Raw genomic sequence first — 16,281 nt, forward strand, 5'->3', positions numbered from 1 at the left:
GGTCTGTTGCCACATCGGGTGTCGCTCGAACGCCTGTATGACGAACGTCTGTACGATGTCTATCACTGCCGGCCGACATTGTCGACGACACGCTCGAACAGATGTTTGATCTCCGTGTCGCCCGCACCTACGCTGGCGGCGAGGACAAGGCCACCACGAGCCACCGACACGGCCGTGGCGAAGGAGGGCACAGTGGTACGCATCCCGCCGTCGGACCCGACGTTCCCCTGGGCGAACGAGGCGCCGGACGACCAGGACCGGCTCGCGTCCGTCCACGAGCTCGACGACGCCCGGGGCGGGCCGCTCACGCCGCGCCAGAGGCTCGTCCTCGAGACGATCCGCGCGAGCGTCGAGCAGCGGGGGTACCCGCCGAGCATGCGCGAGATCGGTGAGGCGGTGGGGCTGACGAGCCCGTCGTCCGTCAAGCACCAGCTGACGGTGCTCGAGCGCAAGGGCTACCTCCGCCGCGACCCCAACCGCCCGCGTGCGATCGAGGTCGTCCACCCCGACGACTCCCGGGCGGCCGCGCCCCTGGCGCTCGGCGAGGACCACCTGGCGCCGGACGACGCCGCCCCCGCCCCCGCGTACGTCCCGCTCGTGGGGCGGATCGCCGCCGGTGGGCCGATCCTCGCGGAGCAGGCCGTCGAGGACGTGTTCCCCCTTCCGCGCCAGCTCGTGGGCGAGGGCGAGCTCTTCCTGCTCAAGGTCTCCGGCGACTCGATGGTCGACGCGGCGATCTGCGACGGCGACTGGGTCGTCGTGCGCCGCCAGCCCGTGGCCGAGAACGGCGAGATCGTCGCCGCGATGATCGACGGCGAGGCGACCGTGAAGACGCTGCGCCGGGCCGACGGCCACGTCTGGCTCCTGCCCCAGAACCCGGCCTACCAGCCGATCCCCGGCGACGACGCGTCGGTGCTCGGCCGCGTGGTCGCGGTGCTGCGCAGCCTCTGAGGACGAGACGACGAAGGCTCCCCGGCCGACCGCCGGGGAGCCTTCGTGGCGTCAGAGGCCGAGCGAGCGGGCGACCCCCCGCAGGGCGTCGGCCGAGCGCCGGAGCCCGGTGAGCTCCTCGACGGACATGCGGATCTCCAGCCGGTGCCGGACACCCTCGCGCCCGACGATCGACGGCACCGACAGGCAGACGTCGTCGATGCCGAGGTAGCCGTCGAGGAACGAGGACACGGGCAGCACCCGGCCCTCGTCCCCCAGCACCGCCTCGATGATCCGGGAGCCGGCGAGGCCGACGGCGTAGTTCGTCGCGCCCTTGCCCTCGATGATCTTGTAGGCGGACGTGACCACCTCGTGGGCGATCCGTTCCCGGTCGGCCTCCGTGAGCCGCCCGACGACGGTGCCGTCCGGGCCGGTCATGCCGCGCCACTCGGTCAGGGGCACCGAGCCGATGGTCGCGGAGCTCCACAGCGGGATCTCGGTGTCCCCGTGCTCGCCGGCGATGTAGGCGTGGATGTTCTGCACCGCCACGCCCGTGTGCCGGGCCAGCAGGTAGCGCAGCCGGGACGAGTCCAGGACGGTGCCCGAGCCGAAGACCTGGCCCGAGGGCAGGCCGGAGATCTTCAGCGCCGCGTAGGTCACGACGTCGACGGGGTTGGTCACCATGAGGTACACCGCGTTCGGGGCGACCTCGACGAGCTTCGGCATGATCGTCTTGACCAGGCCGACCGTCGCCTCCGCGAGGTCGAGCCGGGACTGCCCGGCGTGCTGCTTCGCCCCGGCGGTCACCACCACGACGTCCGAGTCCGCGCAGACCGCGACGTCGTCCGAGCCGATGATCTCCGCCATCGGCATGAACTGAATGCCGTGCCCGATGTCGAGCACCTCGGCCTCGACCTTGGTGGCGTTGATGTCGTACAGCGCGACCGTGCGCGCGGCACCCCGCATGAGGGCCGCATAGGCGAGCGTCGCCCCGACGCTGCCCGCACCGACGACCGACACCTTCGTGGTCCGCCGGGCGGCGCCGGACGCGCCGTCCTCCGGGCCTCCCTGCTGTCCGCGGGTCGTGGTCTCCATGGCCGCCTCTCGCCGACGGTCGCCCTGGTGGCGACATCTGAACCGACCCTAACCGGACTCGGCGCCCCGACCCACGTCACCGTCCACGTCGCCGTCCACGTCGGCTCCGGGAGCCGGCGGGACAGGCCCGGCGGCGTCGGCGAGGCGCCGCAGCGCAGCGAGCGCGACGGCGCGGTCCGTCGTCCGCCAGAACGGCGGCATGCTCCGGACCAGGAAGGAGCCGTAGCGCGCCGTGACGAGCCGCGGGTCCAGCACCGCGACGACGCCGCGGTCGCTCTCGGTCCGCAGCAGCCGCCCGGACCCCTGCGCGAGCAGCAGCGCCGCGTGCGTCGCCGAGACCGCCATGAAGCCGTTCCCGCCGGCAGCCGCCACGGCGTCGGCACGTGCGGACCGCACCGGGTCGTCCGGCCGGGGGAACGGGATGCGGTCGATGACCACGAGCCGACAGGTCGCACCGGGGACGTCGACGCCCTGCCAGAGCGAGAGCGTGCCGAACAGGCAGGTCGCGTCGTCGTCGACGAACCGCCGGACGAGCGCGGGCACGGAGTCCTCGCCCTGGCAGAGCACGGGCACCGCGAGCCGCTCGCGCATCGCCTCGGCCGCCGCGACGGCCGCCCTCCGCGAGGAGAACAGACCCAGCGTCGCGCCGCCGGCGGCCTCGACGAGTGCGGCGATCTCGTCCAGCTGGGCCGCCGTGGCCGGCTCCCGACCCGGCGCGGGCAGGTGCCGTGCGACGTACAGGATGCCGTGGCGCGCGTGGTCGAAGGGGCTCCCGACGTCGAGGCCACGCCAGGGCTGAGGCATCGCCGAGGGGTCGCGGACCTCCGTACCCTCGCCGTCCGGCCGCCCGTTCTCCTTGGCCCCGTCGCCGTCGCCGCCGCCCGACGCGCCGGGCTCGGTCCGCGCGTCGTCCACGAGCTCGCTCGGCCAGAGGCCGACCGCCGACCCGAGGGGGACGAAGCTCGCGCCGAGCGTGAGGGTGGCGGACGTCAGCACGGCGGTACGGCCGGCGAACAGGCCGCCGCGCACGAGGCCCGCGACGTCCAGGGGCGCCGCGAGGAGTCGGCTCGGGCGGTCCCCGGGTTCCTCCCCCGCCGTCCAGACCACGTCCCGACCGTTCCGTGCGCCGTCCCCGGCCATCCGTTCGGCGACCTCGAAGAGGACGAGCACGGCCGAGGTCGCCATCTTCAGCCCGGCTTGACGGGTCGTGTCCCCGGGTCCGGAGCCCGTGGTCACCGCCTCGGGGCGCAGCGCCGTCAGCAGCGACCGGGCGGCGTCCCGGACCGCCTCCACTGCCGCGAGGAGGGCACCGTCCGGGCCCTGCGGCAGCCGGCCCTCGGGCGCGGTCGCGAGCGCGGCACCGAGCTGCGCCGCCGCGCCGACCAGCTCCTCCGGTGGCACGCCGCCGTGCCGACGGGCCAGGCGCGCCGCGCGCTCGACGACGGGCGCGGACAGCTCGGCCGTCGCCTGCGCCGTGACGCGCTCGGCGAGCTCGTGCGCCTCGTCGACGACGAGGACGTCGTGCTCCGGCAGGACGCCGGGCGACCCGCTCGCGGCGATGCCGAGCATGGCGTGGTTCGTCACGACGACGTCGGCCTCGCGCGCCCGTTCCCGCGCCTGCTCGGGAAAGCAGTCGTCGACGAACGGGCAGTCCTTGCCCAGGCAGTCCATCGCCGTGACGGAGACCTGGCGCCACGCACGGTCCGAGACACCCGGCACCAGGTCGTCACGGTCGCCGGTCGTCGTCTCCTCGGCCCACTCCCGCAACCGCACGACCTGCCTGCCGAGCGGGTCGACGGCCTTCGGGTGCTCGGCCGCGCCGCGGCCCTCGGCGGCGTCGAACAGGCCGGCGGGCTCCTCCTCGGGGTAGCCTCCCGCGACGCGGTGCCGGCAGAGGTAGTTGTGCCAGCCCTTGAGGAGCGCGACCGCAGGCGCGCGCGGCAGCCGCGGCGCCACGGCCTCCGCGACGAGGGGCAGGTCGCGCGCCATGACCTGCCGCTGGAGTGCGAGGGTCGCCGTCGACACCACGACCCGCTCGTCCGCGAGCACGGCGTGCCGCACGGCCGGCACCAGGTAGCCCAGGGACTTGCCCGTTCCCGTGCCGGCCTGGACCAGCAGGTGCTCGCCGGTGTCGATGGCCCGTCCGACGGCGAGGGCCATGCGGTGCTGGCCGTCGCGTCGCCGGCCGCCGAGCGACGACACCGCCAGGTCGAGCAGCTCGTCGACCTCCGGCGTCTCCACGGCGGGAAGCCTAGGCGCTGCGGCCGACGTCCCCGACCGCGTCCTCAGGGCCGAGCGGCTGCGCGGAGCTCGGCGGCGAGGGCCGGGTCCACGCGCGCGACCAGCGCGGTGCCCTCAGCCGTGTGCACCTCCCGCTCGATCTCCCCGTCGTCGTGCACGCGGCTGACGAGGTCACCACGCGCGTAGGGCACGACGAGGTCAACGAGCTCGTGCGGGCGCGGCAGGGCCGCGGCGACGCGCTCGGCCAGCTCCTCCAGCCCCGCGCCGGTGCGCGCGGAGATCACGACGGCGCGCGGCTCGCGCCGCAGCACCCGGTCGACGACGTCCGGGTCGGCGACGTCCACCTTGTTCAGGACGAGGAGCTCGGGGATGCGCTCGGCCCCGTCGATCTCCCTGACCACGCCGCGCACGGTCGCGATCTGCCCTTCGGGGTCGGGGTGCGAGGCGTCCACCACGTGCAGGAGCAGGTCCGACTCGGCGACCTCCTCGAGCGTCGACCGGAAGGCCTCGACGAGCTGCGTGGGCAGTGCGCGCACGAAGCCGACGGTGTCCGTGAGGGTGTACGTGCGCCCGTCGGGCGTCTGGGTCCGCCGGACCGTCGGGTCGAGCGTGGCGAACAGGGCGTTCTCGACGAGGACGCCCGCCCCCGTCAGCCTGTTGAGCAGGCTCGACTTGCCTGCGTTCGTGTAGCCGACGACCGCCACCCCGGGCACGCCGTGCCGGCGCCGCGAGGCGCGGCGGGTGGAGCGCGCCGGGCTCATCTCGGCGATCTCGCGCCGCAGCTTGGCCATCCGGGCGCGGATCCGGCGCCGGTCCAGCTCGATCTTTGTCTCGCCGGGGCCGCGGGAGCCGATGCCCTCACCGCCCGCGACCCGCCCACCGGCCTGGCGCGACATGGACTCGCCCCAGCCGCGCAGCCGCGGGAGCAGGTACTCCAGCTGGGCGAGCTCGACCTGCGCCTTGCCCTCCTTGGAGCGGGCGTGCTGGGCGAAGATGTCGAGGATCAGCGCGGTCCGGTCGATGACCTTGACCTTCACGATGTCCTCGAGCGCGCGGCGCTGCGACGGCGCCAGGTCCCCGTCGACGATGACCGTGTCCGCGCCCGAGTCGCGGACGAGGTCCGCCAGCTCACCGGCCTTGCCCGAGCCCAGGAACGTGCCGGGGTCCGGGTGCGGACGGCGCTGCAGGACGCCGTCGAGCACCTGCGAGCCCGCCGTCTCCGCGAGGGCCGCGAGCTCACGGAGCGAGACCTCGGCCTCGTGCGCGCTGCGCGAGTACAGGCCGGCGAGGACCACGCGCTCGAGCCGCAGCTGCCGGTACTCGACCTCGGTGACGTCGTCGAGCTCGGTGGACAGGCCCGCGACGCGGCGCAGCGCCGCACGGTCGGCGCGGTCCAGCTGGTCGCCGTCGGCGTCCTCCCAGCTCTCGGGCGCGGCGTCGAGCGAGCGGCCCGCCCGGGCGAGGACCCGGGCGACGACGTCGTCGGCCAGGGCGATCGGGTCGCCGTCGGAGGCGGCCGGGTGGTTCGGGGTGGTCATCTGCACCTTCCTTCTGCCGACCAGCGTGACACGGCGCGACGCCACCGCGCGAACCCATATGGCGCGGTCCAACGGCGGTCCGCCGGCGGTCCGCCCTCGGTCCGCCCGCTCGGTACAGTGCGCTGCGTGCCGGACAGCGACCACGACCCCCGACGGGCGGACCAGGGCGACCACTACTTCACCGCCGACCCCGCCTCGCCCGACGAGCGGCGCCAGCTCGAGGTGAGGCTGGGCGGGCGCGCCGTCCGGGCGTGGACGGCCCCCGGCATCTTCTCCCCGGGCCGGGTCGACCTCGGCACCCAGGTGCTGCTGCGCGAGGTGCCGCCGCCGCCCGCCGAGGGCGACCTGCTCGACCTCGGCTGCGGCTGGGGCCCGCTCGCGCTGACGATGGCGCTGGCCTCGCCGCATGCGCGCGTGTGGGCCGTCGACGTCAATCGGCGCAGCCTGGACCTCGTGGCGCGGACCGCGGCGGACCTCCACCTGGACGGCCTGCGCGCGGTCGAGCCGGACGGGGTGCCGGACGACGTCACGTTCGCTGCGATCTGGTCCAACCCCCCGATCCGCGTCGGCAAGGCCGCCCTGCACGATCTCCTTGCGCGCTGGCTGCCCCGCCTGGCGCCGGACGGCGCCGCGTACCTCGTGGCGCAGCGCAACCTGGGTGCGGACTCGCTGCACCGCTGGCTGGCCGAGGACCTCGGCCTGCCGACGGAGCGCCTGGGCAGCGCGAAGGGCTTCCGGGTGCTGCGCGTGACGCGGCAGGGCGACCTCTAGCGGGTCGCCACCGGCCCGGCGACGTCGGCCTCGAAGGTCAGCTCGGCCGGCCCGGCCAGCAGCACCCGGCCGCCGACGACGCGCACGCGGACCGTGCCGCCGGGCACCTCGACCCACCACGTCTCGGGGGCGTGCGCCCCGGCCCAGGTCCGGACGGCGACAGCCGCGGCGCACGCCCCGGTGCCACAGGACTCCGTCTCCCCGACGCCGCGCTCGTGCACCCGCATGCGCAGCCGCCCGGCGCCGTCGGGCCCCTCGCCGAGCGGGACCACGAGCTCGACGTTCGTGCCGTGCGGCGGGGCGGGCGCGACGAGCGGGGCGCGGGTCAGGTCCGCCTGCGCCAGGGAGCCGAGGTCGGCGAGCGCGACGACCGTGTGCGGGTTGCCGACGTCGACGCTCAGCGCGGGGCGCGCGACCTCGAGGCCTGCGACGGACACCTGGGCGTCCCCGCCGTCGTCGACGGCCGCGGGGCCGCCGGGCAGGTCCCAGGCCCCCATCTCGACCTCGTACCAGGGCGCCCCGTCCTCTGCCGGCACCTCGTGGGAGGGCAGGCGGCGCACCCGCCGGACGCCGGCGCGGGTCGCGAGGACCAGCTCGCCGGAGCCGTCCCACACCCCCAGGCGCTCGGCGAAGGCCGCGACCACGCGCACGCCGTTGCCGCACATCTCCGCGACGGAACCGTCCGCGTTCCGGTAGTCCATGAACCACGCGGCGCCGGGGTCCTCCGCGAGGGCCGCCGCCGCGTCGTCGGCCGCGGCGCTGCGCACGAGGCGGATGACGCCGTCGCCGCCCACGCCGGAACGCCGGTCGGCGAGGGCGCGCACGAGCGCCGGGGTGAGGTCGACCGCGCCGTCGGCGTCGTCGAGCAGCACGAAGTCGTTGCGCGTGCCGTGGCCCTTGGTGACGTGCAGCGTCATGCCCCGAGGGTACGGCGACCGCCGTCCGGCTCGGGCAGCGTCCCGGCGTCGGCGGCCGCGACCAGCCCGAGGGCCCGCTCGGCGAGGTCCGGCGCGTCGGCCGGGAGCCAGTGCACCCGAGGGTCCCGGCCGAACCAGGTCATCTGCCTGCGCGCCAGGCGCCGGGTCGCGACGACCGTGCCCAGGCGCGCCTCCGCCTCGCCCGTCTCCCCGGCCAGCATCGCGAGCACCTGGGCGTAGCCGACGGCACGCGCCGCCGTCCGGCCCATGCGCGGCGCGAGGCCGGCCGCCTCCGCGACGAGCCCGCCGGCCCACATGCGGTCGACCCGGTGCTCGATGCGGGCGTCGAGCGCGCCGCGCGCCAGGTCGAGCCCGATCTGCAGGGCGGGCACCTCGTAGGTCGCGTGGTCGGGCAGGGTCGCGGAGTACTGCCGTCCCGTGATCTCGATGACCTCGAGCGCGCGCACGATGCGGCGCGTGTTCGCCCGGTCGATGCGCGCCGCGGCCGCCGGGTCCACGGCTGCGAGGGCGTCGTGCAGCAGCCCGGGGCCCTCCCGGGCCGCGCGCTCCTCGAGGCGCGCCCTGACCTCCGGGTCCGTGGGCGGCATCTCGAGCCGGTCCAGGAGCGCCCGCACGTACAGCCCGGACCCGCCGACGACGACGGCCCGTCGCCCGCGCGCGGCGATCGCGGCCAGGTCGGCCCGGGCGTCGCGCTGGTAGGCCGCGACCGTGGCGTCCTGCGCCACGTCCAGGACGTCGAGCTGGTGGTGCGGGACGCCCCGTCGTTCGGCAACCGTCAGCTTCGCCGTGCCGACGTCCATGCCGCGGTACAGCTGCATGGCGTCCGCGTTGACGACCTCCCCGCCCAGCGCCTGCGCGAGGGCGAGCCCGAGGTCGGACTTGCCGGTCGCCGTCGGGCCGACGACGGCGACGACGAGCGGGACCGTCACGACCACCGCCACGAGAACGTCGCGTAGGTGGCGCCGAACGGTGCGCTGACGTGGTGGCGCACGGTCGTCGGCACCCTCGGCGCCGCCGGCGCCGTCGTCGGGCCGCCCTCGGGGGCGGCTCCGCCGTCCGACGCCTGGATCGCACCCAGGAGCACCTGCCAGGGTGCCCACGCGCTGACGGCGAGCTCGACGGCGAGCTGGGGCGGCACGGCCGCCAGCCGCGCGCGCGCCGCCGGCCCCAGGTCGCTGAGGTCGCTGACCGTCGCGTCGTCGACGAGGGCGGCCCGTTCGTCGGTCTCCAGGGGGCCGTCCGGGCCGCGCCGGGCGCTGAGGCCTCCGACGAGCAGCAGGCCGGTCGACCGTCCCGACACGAGCCGCGCGCCGGTGGCCTGCAGGGCCGCGGGATCGTCCATGCCGACCGTGGCGAGCTCCACGGGTCCGGTCCAGCCGGCCCGGTCGAGCAGCAGCACGCCGACGGCGGCGGCCGTGTCGTCGACCAGCACCGCCGGCCCACGCCCGTAGGTCGCGCGCGGCGCCCAGCCCAGCCGCGCGTCGTCCAGCCCGGAGGCCGCGAGAGAGGGGTGCAGGCGGCCCACGGCGTGCCGGCCGGCGTCGCGCCCGGGCGCGACGACCACCACCACGTCCGGCCGTGCCGCGCGCACGGCGGTCGCCGCGGCGACGGCGGCGGCCCGCTCCACACCGAGCACGGGCGTGGCCCCGGATGCGCCGGGAACCAGCAGGGCGGTCGGGGGGACGAGCGCGGCAGCCACGAGCACGCTGCGAACCTATCGCGCACGGGTGCCGCGAACGGGGCCAACGTGCGGAATCGCCCTCGCGAGACCTCGTCGGCCCGGTACCGTCCGCAGGGCAGACGATCATGAGGAGCGACCAGTGGGCTACTTCACCAAGGACGGCGGACGCGCGGCGGCGGGCGCACCCACCCCCCTCACGCAGCAGGCCATCGCGGCGGTCCTGGACGGCTGGGACGCGCACTACGCCGTGGACGACGACGGCGACCTGGGCGGCTACTGGGACGGCCACCTGTTCTTCTTCATGCTGGGCGGCGCCGAGGGCACCGTGCTGACCATCCGGGGCCGCTGGGCCCGCACGGTCGGCGTGGACCAGCTCGCGCCGATGATGTCGCTCCTCAACGGCTGGCACGACGACAAGATCTGGCCGAAGGGCTACGTGCGCCCCGAGGGCGAGGAGCTCGGCGTCTACGGCGAGGTCTCCACGCCGCTCGGCGCGGGCGTCACCGACGACCAGCTCAAGGACCTCGTCAGCTGCGGCCTCGCCACCACCCTGCAGCTGTTCGAGCACCTCGACGAGCACTACCCCGAGGCGGCGGCCGCAGCTGCCGCGGACTCCGACGACGCATGACCCCTCGCCCGTCCGCCGAGGGCGACGGCGCGGCCGGGCCGTCCGCGCACGCGTTCCAGGTCGACCTGCACGGCGTCGTCGACCTCCTCGCCCGGCACCTGTACTCCGGCCCGCGGGTGTACCTGCGCGAGCTGCTGCAGAACGCCGTCGACGCGATCACGGCGCGACGCGGGACGGAGCCGGGCTGCCCCGCCCAGGTGCGGCTGCGGTGCCTGCCGGACGGCACGCTCGAGGTCCGCGACACCGGCATCGGCCTCTCGCGGGAGCAGGCCGAGGAGCTGCTGGCCACGATCGGCGCGAGCTCCAAGCGCGACGACGACCTGGGCACCGCCCGCGGTGAGTACCTGGGCCAGTTCGGCATCGGTCTGCTGTCCTCGTTCATGGTCGCCGACGAGGTCGAGCTCGTCAGCGTCAGCGCCGCCGGCGCCGCCCCGATCCGGTGGCGGGGCTTCGCCGACGGCAGCTACACGCTGCAGACGCTCCCCCACGGGGCCCTCGACGAGGAGCTGGCCGGCGAGCCCGGCGGGGTGGCCGCCCCGGGGTCGCGCGTGCGCCTGCGCGCCCGGCCGGACGCCGAGCACTGGCTGACGCGCGAGACGGTGCTCGCGCTCGCCGGGGACGTCGGCGGGCTCCTGCCGGTGGACATCGCGGTCGAGGTACCCGTCGGGGACGGCTGGGCGTGGCGCCGCGTGACGTCCGGCGCCCTGCCGTGGGCCCGGGACGCGCGCGACGGCGACCGCACGCAGGCCCTCGCCGACTACTGCGAGGCGACCCTCGGGTTCAGCCCGCTGGCCGCCGTGGACCTCGACCTCCCGCTCGCCGGCGTCTCGGGCGTCGCGTTCGTGCTGCCCTCGGCCGTGAGCCCCACGTCCGGCGGTGCGCACCGCGTGTACGTCAAGCGGATGCTGCTCGGCACGCGCGTCGACGGCCTGCTGCCCGAGTGGGCGTTCTTCGTCAGGTGCGTGGTCAACGCGGACGGCCTGCGCCCGACCGCCTCGCGCGAGCAGCTCTACGTGGACGACGTGCTGCTCGGGGTGCGCGAGTCGCTCGGTCGCACCATCCGCGACTGGCTGACCCGCACGCTCGCCGAGCCCGGTCCCCTGCGTCGGCGATTCCTCGAGGCGCACCACCTCGCCGTCCGGGCGCTCGCCGTGACCGACGACACGATGCTCGAGACCGCGGCCGCCGTCCTGCCGTACGAGACGACCGAGGGCGTGGCCACGCTCGCCGAGGTCGCCGCGGCCGCCGGCGAGGTGCTCTGGACCCCGAGCGTGGAGGAGTACCGGCGGGTGGCACCGGTCGCCCGCGCGCAGCGCCTGACGGTCGTCAACGGCGGCTACGTCTACGACGCCGACATCCTCACCCGGCTCGCCCGCCGACGCCCCGAGTGGCGCGTACGGACCCTGACGAGCGACGACGTCCGGCACGTGCTCGGCCCCGTGGACCCCGCCCAGGAGCTGGTCTGGCTTGCGACCATCGCCGCGTTCACGGAGCTGCTCCGCCGCGAGGAGACCGAGGTCACGGTCCGGACGTTCGAGCCGTCCACGCTGCCCGCGATCCTGCTGCACGACCGTGAGGGCGACCACCAGCGGGAGCTGGCGCGCACGGCCGAGGTCGCGGACACCTGGGGGCAGACCCTGGCCGCCTTCGCACGCCCGACGGCCGCGCGCCAGCTCGTGCTGAACGCGGCGAACCCGATCGCCGGCCGGCTGCTGGCGGCGCCCCCCGGGGCCGTGCGGGACGCCGGCCTGCGTTCCCTGTACGTGTCGGCCCTCCTGCTGGCCGGGGAGCCCCTGCGCGGGCGGGAGACGGCGCTCATGACCGAGTCGCTGGTGGCCCTGCTCGACGCCGGCCTGCCGGACGACGCGCCGGACGTGACGACGGACGACGCGCCGGACGGGCGGGACGACGGGTCGCCCACCGACGAGCTGCCCACCGACAGGTCCGGGAAGGACACGCCATGACCGACGCGGCCATCCGCGAGGTGCACCGGGTGAGCTCGATGCCGTACGGCCTGGCGCGGACCCAGGCAGCCGAGCGGGTCGTGCGCCGTCTCGAGACCGAGGGCCCGGCCGAGGTGGTGCCGTACGCCCTCGGCACCCTCGTCGACTCGATGTTCTGGGCCGGCGAGGCCGAGAAGTCCTTCGTCCCGTTCACCCGGCTGGTCCGGCTGTGGGAGGAGCACCCGGAGCACTTCGACGAGCACGACCGGCACGCCCTCTTCTGGATGTTCAAGTGGATGGTCGCGGACCTCATGGAGTTCCCGGCCGTCCCCGCCGCGCAGATCACGGCCACGATCGAGGACATGGCGCGCCGCTACCGCCTCGAGGGCCTCGGCCTGAACGCCGTCATGCAGCAGCGCTTCCTCTGGGCGGACGAGCTCGGCGACGAGGCCACCGCGGACGCGGCGTTCGACGCCTGGTGCGCCACGCCGCGCGACGAGTACAGCCAGTGCGAGGCCTGCGAGCCGGGTGACCGGGCCGTCTACCTGCTCGCCCGGTCGCGCTACGCCGAGGTGGTGCGCATCGTCGAGGCGGCGCTCGCCGAGTCGGCGCGCTGCGCGACGGAGCCGGCGGACATGCTGTCGGTGCTCCAGCTCGCCCACCTGGCCCTGGGCAACGACGCCGACGCCGCCCGGGCGCACCGTCGGGCGATCGCGGAGCTCGACGAGGCCACGGGCGAGATGGCCGGCGCGCGCGGCCGGCTCATCGAGTTCTGCGCGCGCTCCGGCAACGACGACGCCGCACTGCGCCGGATCGTCGGCGACCAGCAGCTGCTCCTCCAGTGCGAGACGCCTCGGGCTCGCCTGGAGCTGCTCGCCCGGGTCGGCACCGCGACGCACCTCGTGCGCGACGCCGGCGGCGGGGGCCGGGTGCTCGCCATGTCCCTGCCGGGTGCGGCGCCCACGACGACCGTGGCGGAGCTGGACGACTGGCTCCGCGCCGAGGCGACCGCCCTGGCGGCGGCCTTCGACGCGCGCAACGGCACCACGGCCGCGAGCCGGCTCGTCGCACGCGCGTGGTCGGCCGAGCGCGATGGTCGGGTCGTGGACCTGAGCGTGCTGCGGTTCTCGCCCGACGGGGACGCCTCGGCCGTCGCCGGGGCCGCCGTCGCGCCGTCGGGCACGGCACGGGGCGACGCCGACGCGGCGACGCCGCCCGCAGCGGACACCGATCCCGAGGCGGACCAGCTCGCGCAGGCCGAGCGCGCGGTCGCCGACGGGGACCCCGAGGGCGCGACCGCGCACTTCCTCGCCGCCTCGCGGCTCGCCGAGGCCGCCGGGCGGCTGGCGGACGCCGGCTGGGCTCTCGCCAACGCCGCCCGTTTCGCGTGGCGCGCCACCGACCACGCCGGGGCCACCGCCGCGTTCGCGCGCGCGCTGGAGCTGCTCGACGCCGCCGGGACGCCGCCCGAGCACCTGGTCCCGGTACTGAGCGACCACGCCGAGTGCGCGGCCGACGCCGGCGTGCCGGAGGCGGCGCTCCCGGCGGTCCGGGCGCACGTCGCGGCCCTGGACGTCCTGCTGGCGCCCGCTCCCCCGGCCGACGGGCCGGACGCCGGCAGCGAGCCGCTCGCCGCGAACCCGCCCGACGAGGAGCTCGCCGGGCGCACGCGCGCCGAGCGGACGCGCGCCCGGGCCGAGCTGACGGACGTCTCCGCGCGCCTGCTGGCGAGCGCCGGGAACCTCCAGGGCGCCGCCGACCTCGCCGAGGAGGCGGCCGTCGCCCTCGCCGAGCTGGGCGCCGTCGCCGACGCGGCGCACGCCTTCTGGCTCGCCGGCCGCGCGCACCGGGACCGCGGCGACCTGACGGCGGCGGCGTGGCACCTGGAGTCGGCGAGCGAGGGCTTCGACATCGCCGGCGACCGCACGCGGCGCGCCGAGGTCGCCAGCGAGCTCATCGCGGTGCTGCGCGCCGCGGGGCGCGACGACGAGGCGGACGCCGTCCGGGCGTGAGGTTCAGGCCCGGCGGGTCGGCATGCCGAGGGTGACGGGACCCGCCGTCGGCGGCTCTCCGTGCGCGTGCCCGTGCCCGTCGTCGGCCCCGCGGGATCGCGCCCAGGCGTCGCCCGCCCGCGTCCGTCGCACCTGGTACGGCCCGCCGGCCAGCGCGGAGTCCGCGACGAGGTGGTGCGGTGCGCCGTGGGTCACCCGCACCGTCACGAGGTCACCCGGCCGCGGCAGCGCAGGGTCGAGGTCGGCGGCGAGCCGCTGGTCGGTGGCGTCCGCGGTCGCGGCGGCCACGACGTGCGGTGGGAGCGCCAGGTGCACCAGGCGGTTGTCCGCGGCACGGCCGCTGATCCGCTGCGTCGCGCCGTCCTTGCGGCCCTCCCCCTCGGCGACGAGGACCTCGACGACGCGCCCGACCTGTCGCTCGTTCTCCTGCGTGGAGATGCGCTCCTGCAGGGCGACGAGCCGCTCGTAGCGCTCCTGCACGACGTCGGCGGGCACCTGGTCCGGCAGGTCCGCGGCAGGGGTGCCGGGCCGCGGCGAGTAGAGGAACGTGAAGGCCGAGCTGAAGCGCGCCTGCTCCACCACGCGGAGGGTCTCGGCGAAGTCCTCCTCCGTCTCGCCCGGGAAGCCGACGATGACGTCGGAGGTGATCGCCGCATCGGGGATCGCCGCGCGCACCCGGTCCAGGATGCCGAGGAACCGCTCGGAGCGGTACGAGCGGCGCATGGCCCGCAGGATGCGGTCCGAGCCCGACTGCAGCGGCATGTGCAGGCTCGGCATCACGGTGGGCGTCTGCGCCATCGCCTCGATGACGTCGTCGGTGAACGACGCGGGGTGCGGTGAGGTGAAGCGCACGCGCTCCAGCCCGGGGATCGCACCGACAGCGCGCAGGAGCTTGCCGAACGCCGCCCGGTCCCCGAAGCCGACCCCGTAGGAGTTGACGTTCTGCCCGAGCAGCGTCACCTCGACCGCGCCCTCCGCCACGAGCGCCTCGACCTCGGCGAGCACGTCGCCCGGCCTCCGGTCGCGCTCCTTGCCGCGCAGGTGGGGCACGATGCAGAAGGTGCACGTGTTGTTGCACCCGACGCTGATGGAGACCCAGCCCGCGTAGACCGACTCCCGGCGGGTGGGCAGCGTCGACGGGAAGACCTGCAGCGACTCGGCGATCTCGACCTCCGCGCGCGCGTTGTGCCGCGCGCGCTCGAGCAGCACCGGCAGCGCGTCGAGGTTGTGGGTGCCGAAGACGACGTCGACCCACGGCGCCTTCTCGACGATGCCGGCGCGGTCCTTCTGGGCGAGGCACCCGCCGACGGCGATCTGCATGCCCGGCCGCCCGCGCTTGATCCCCGCGAGCTGGCCGAGGTTGCCGTAGAGCCGCGTCGAGGCGTTCTCGCGCACCGCACAGGTGTTGATGACCACGACGTCCGCCTGCCAGGCGGCGGCGTCCTGCGCGGACGCCGGCACGTAGCCCGCGGTCTCCAGGAGGCCGGCCATGTGCTCGGAGTCGTGCGCGTTCATCTGGCAGCCGAGCGTGCGCACGACGTAGGTGCCGCGCGCGTCGGGCGCGCGCACCCCCCCGGGCGCGGGGGCGTCGTCGGGGGCGTGGGCCGGGGTGGAGAGCGTGGTGGACATCGCCCACCAGGGTACGGCGCGCGAGGCCCAGGGTTTACCCCGCTGTGATCATCCCGAGTGGCCGGGGAAACAGGACGGTCCTACCGTCGGCAGATGATGGGGGACGGAGTCGAGGACGGCACCACGGCGCGGGCGGGCGCGCCGCTCGTCGTGCTGTCGGGCGTGAACAAGCACTTCGGGCGGCTGCACGTGCTGGTCGACGTCGACCTGGTGGTGCACCGCGGCGAGGTCGTCGTCGTCATCGGGCCGTCCGGATCGGGCAAGTCGACCCTGTGCCGCGTCATCAACCGCCTGGAGCCGGCGGACTCCGGGACCGTGACCGTGGACGGCGTCCCCGTCCCCGCGGAGGGCAAGGCGCTCGCGCGACTGCGCGCCGACGTCGGGATGGTCTTCCAGCAGTTCAACCTGTTCGCGCACAAGACGGTACTCGAGAACGTCACACTGGGCCCGGTCAAGGCGCGCCGGACGCGCCGCGCCGACGCCGAGGCGGAGGCGATGCGGCTGCTCGAGCGCGTCGGCGTGGCCGACCAGGCGCACAAGCTGCCCGCGCAACTCTCCGGTGGCCAGCAGCAGCGGGTCGCCATCGCCCGGGCCCTCGCCATGCACCCGAAGGTCATCCTCTTCGACGAGCCGACCTCCGCGCTCGACCCGGAGATGATCAACGAGGTGCTCGACGTCATGGTCGCCCTCGCGCGCGACGGCATGACGATGGTCGTGGTCACCCACGAGATGGGCTTCGCCCGACGTGCGGCCGACCGGGTCGTCTTCATGGACGGCGGCCGGATCGTCGAGCAGGCGAGCCCGGAGGAGTTCTTCACGGCCCCGCGGTCCGACCGCGCCCGCGACTTCCTGTCCGCGATCCTCACCCACTGACT

At 75.8% G+C, this 16,281-nt stretch carries 13 protein-coding genes; 6 read left to right on the forward strand and 7 right to left on the reverse strand.

Features of this window, described 5'->3' with window-relative positions; genetic code table 11:
• Positions 1-201 precede the first annotated feature (201 nt).
• Positions 202-951 carry a transcriptional repressor LexA gene (lexA, locus tag AFE02nite_RS05030; RefSeq protein WP_052113485.1) on the forward strand — a complete coding sequence of 250 codons (750 nt, stop codon included), beginning with the start codon at positions 202-204 and terminating at the stop codon, positions 949-951.
• A gap of 51 nt (positions 952-1,002) precedes the next feature.
• On the opposite strand, the gene AFE02nite_RS05035 is transcribed toward lexA, so the two are convergent.
• The 3 genes from AFE02nite_RS05035 to hflX are packed head-to-tail and all read right to left on the reverse strand — an operon-like array spanning position 1,003 to position 5,804.
• On the reverse strand, positions 1,003-2,025 hold the full coding sequence (locus tag AFE02nite_RS05035; protein WP_052113481.1) for an L-lactate dehydrogenase: 1,023 nt from the start codon (positions 2,023-2,025) through the stop codon (positions 1,003-1,005).
• A gap of 48 nt (positions 2,026-2,073) precedes the next feature.
• Positions 2,074-4,266 carry an ATP-dependent DNA helicase gene (locus AFE02nite_RS05040; RefSeq protein WP_261765469.1) on the reverse strand — a complete coding sequence of 731 codons (2,193 nt, stop codon included), beginning with the start codon at positions 4,264-4,266 and terminating at the stop codon, positions 2,074-2,076.
• A 44-nt stretch (positions 4,267-4,310) separates the two neighbouring features.
• Complete coding sequence (hflX, locus tag AFE02nite_RS05045; RefSeq protein WP_034248478.1) at positions 4,311-5,804, reverse strand: GTPase HflX; 1,494 nt, start codon at positions 5,802-5,804, stop codon at positions 4,311-4,313.
• A gap of 126 nt (positions 5,805-5,930) precedes the next feature.
• On the opposite strand from hflX, the gene AFE02nite_RS05050 reads away from it, so the two are divergent.
• Entirely contained in the window at positions 5,931-6,575 is a 645-nt protein-coding gene (locus tag AFE02nite_RS05050; protein WP_034248482.1) for a class I SAM-dependent methyltransferase, read from the forward strand.
• On the opposite strand, the gene dapF is transcribed toward AFE02nite_RS05050, so the two are convergent.
• The 3 genes from dapF to AFE02nite_RS17695 are packed head-to-tail and all read right to left on the reverse strand — an operon-like array spanning position 6,572 to position 9,218.
• The gene (dapF, locus tag AFE02nite_RS05055; protein WP_146819153.1) at positions 6,572-7,492 is read right to left on the reverse strand and encodes a diaminopimelate epimerase; all 921 of its coding nucleotides are present in this window, start codon (positions 7,490-7,492) and stop codon (positions 6,572-6,574) included. The genes AFE02nite_RS05050 and dapF overlap by 4 nt on opposite strands.
• Positions 7,489-8,442, reverse strand: a complete 954-nt coding sequence (gene miaA / locus AFE02nite_RS17690) for a tRNA (adenosine(37)-N6)-dimethylallyltransferase MiaA (RefSeq protein ID WP_261765471.1) — start codon at positions 8,440-8,442, stop codon at positions 7,489-7,491. Before miaA ends, dapF begins: the two co-directional genes overlap by 4 nt.
• Positions 8,439-9,218 (reverse strand): class III extradiol ring-cleavage dioxygenase family protein, encoded by a 780-nt coding sequence (locus AFE02nite_RS17695; RefSeq protein ID WP_261765472.1) that lies wholly within the window; start codon positions 9,216-9,218, stop codon positions 8,439-8,441. Before AFE02nite_RS17695 ends, miaA begins: the two co-directional genes overlap by 4 nt.
• 115 nt (positions 9,219-9,333) lie before the next feature.
• Here AFE02nite_RS17695 and AFE02nite_RS05065 point away from each other — a divergent pair, with 115 nt between their 5' ends.
• From AFE02nite_RS05065 to AFE02nite_RS05075, 3 genes are read left to right on the forward strand one after another with little or no spacing between them, the layout of a single operon-like run.
• Entirely contained in the window at positions 9,334-9,822 is a 489-nt protein-coding gene (locus tag AFE02nite_RS05065) for a type III secretion system chaperone family protein (RefSeq protein ID WP_034248986.1), read from the forward strand.
• On the forward strand, positions 9,819-11,786 hold the full coding sequence (locus AFE02nite_RS05070; protein ID WP_052114056.1) for an HSP90 family protein: 1,968 nt from the start codon (positions 9,819-9,821) through the stop codon (positions 11,784-11,786). The genes AFE02nite_RS05065 and AFE02nite_RS05070 overlap by 4 nt, the downstream gene beginning before the upstream one ends.
• Positions 11,783-13,777 (forward strand): hypothetical protein, encoded by a 1,995-nt coding sequence (locus AFE02nite_RS05075; RefSeq protein ID WP_146819155.1) that lies wholly within the window; start codon positions 11,783-11,785, stop codon positions 13,775-13,777. The genes AFE02nite_RS05070 and AFE02nite_RS05075 overlap by 4 nt, the downstream gene beginning before the upstream one ends.
• A gap of 3 nt (positions 13,778-13,780) precedes the next feature.
• Here the strand turns inward: AFE02nite_RS05075 and miaB are convergent, their stop codons facing one another.
• Positions 13,781-15,406 carry a tRNA (N6-isopentenyl adenosine(37)-C2)-methylthiotransferase MiaB gene (gene miaB, locus AFE02nite_RS05080; protein ID WP_146819156.1) on the reverse strand — a complete coding sequence of 542 codons (1,626 nt, stop codon included), beginning with the start codon at positions 15,404-15,406 and terminating at the stop codon, positions 13,781-13,783.
• A gap of 96 nt (positions 15,407-15,502) precedes the next feature.
• On the opposite strand from miaB, the gene AFE02nite_RS05085 reads away from it, so the two are divergent.
• Positions 15,503-16,279 (forward strand): amino acid ABC transporter ATP-binding protein, encoded by a 777-nt coding sequence (locus AFE02nite_RS05085; RefSeq protein WP_034246776.1) that lies wholly within the window; start codon positions 15,503-15,505, stop codon positions 16,277-16,279.
• Positions 16,280-16,281: the final 2 nt, after the last annotated feature.

Origin of the sequence: Actinotalea fermentans, assembly GCF_007991475.1 — a bacterium.
Lineage (GTDB): Bacteria > Actinomycetota > Actinomycetes > Actinomycetales > Cellulomonadaceae > Actinotalea > Actinotalea fermentans.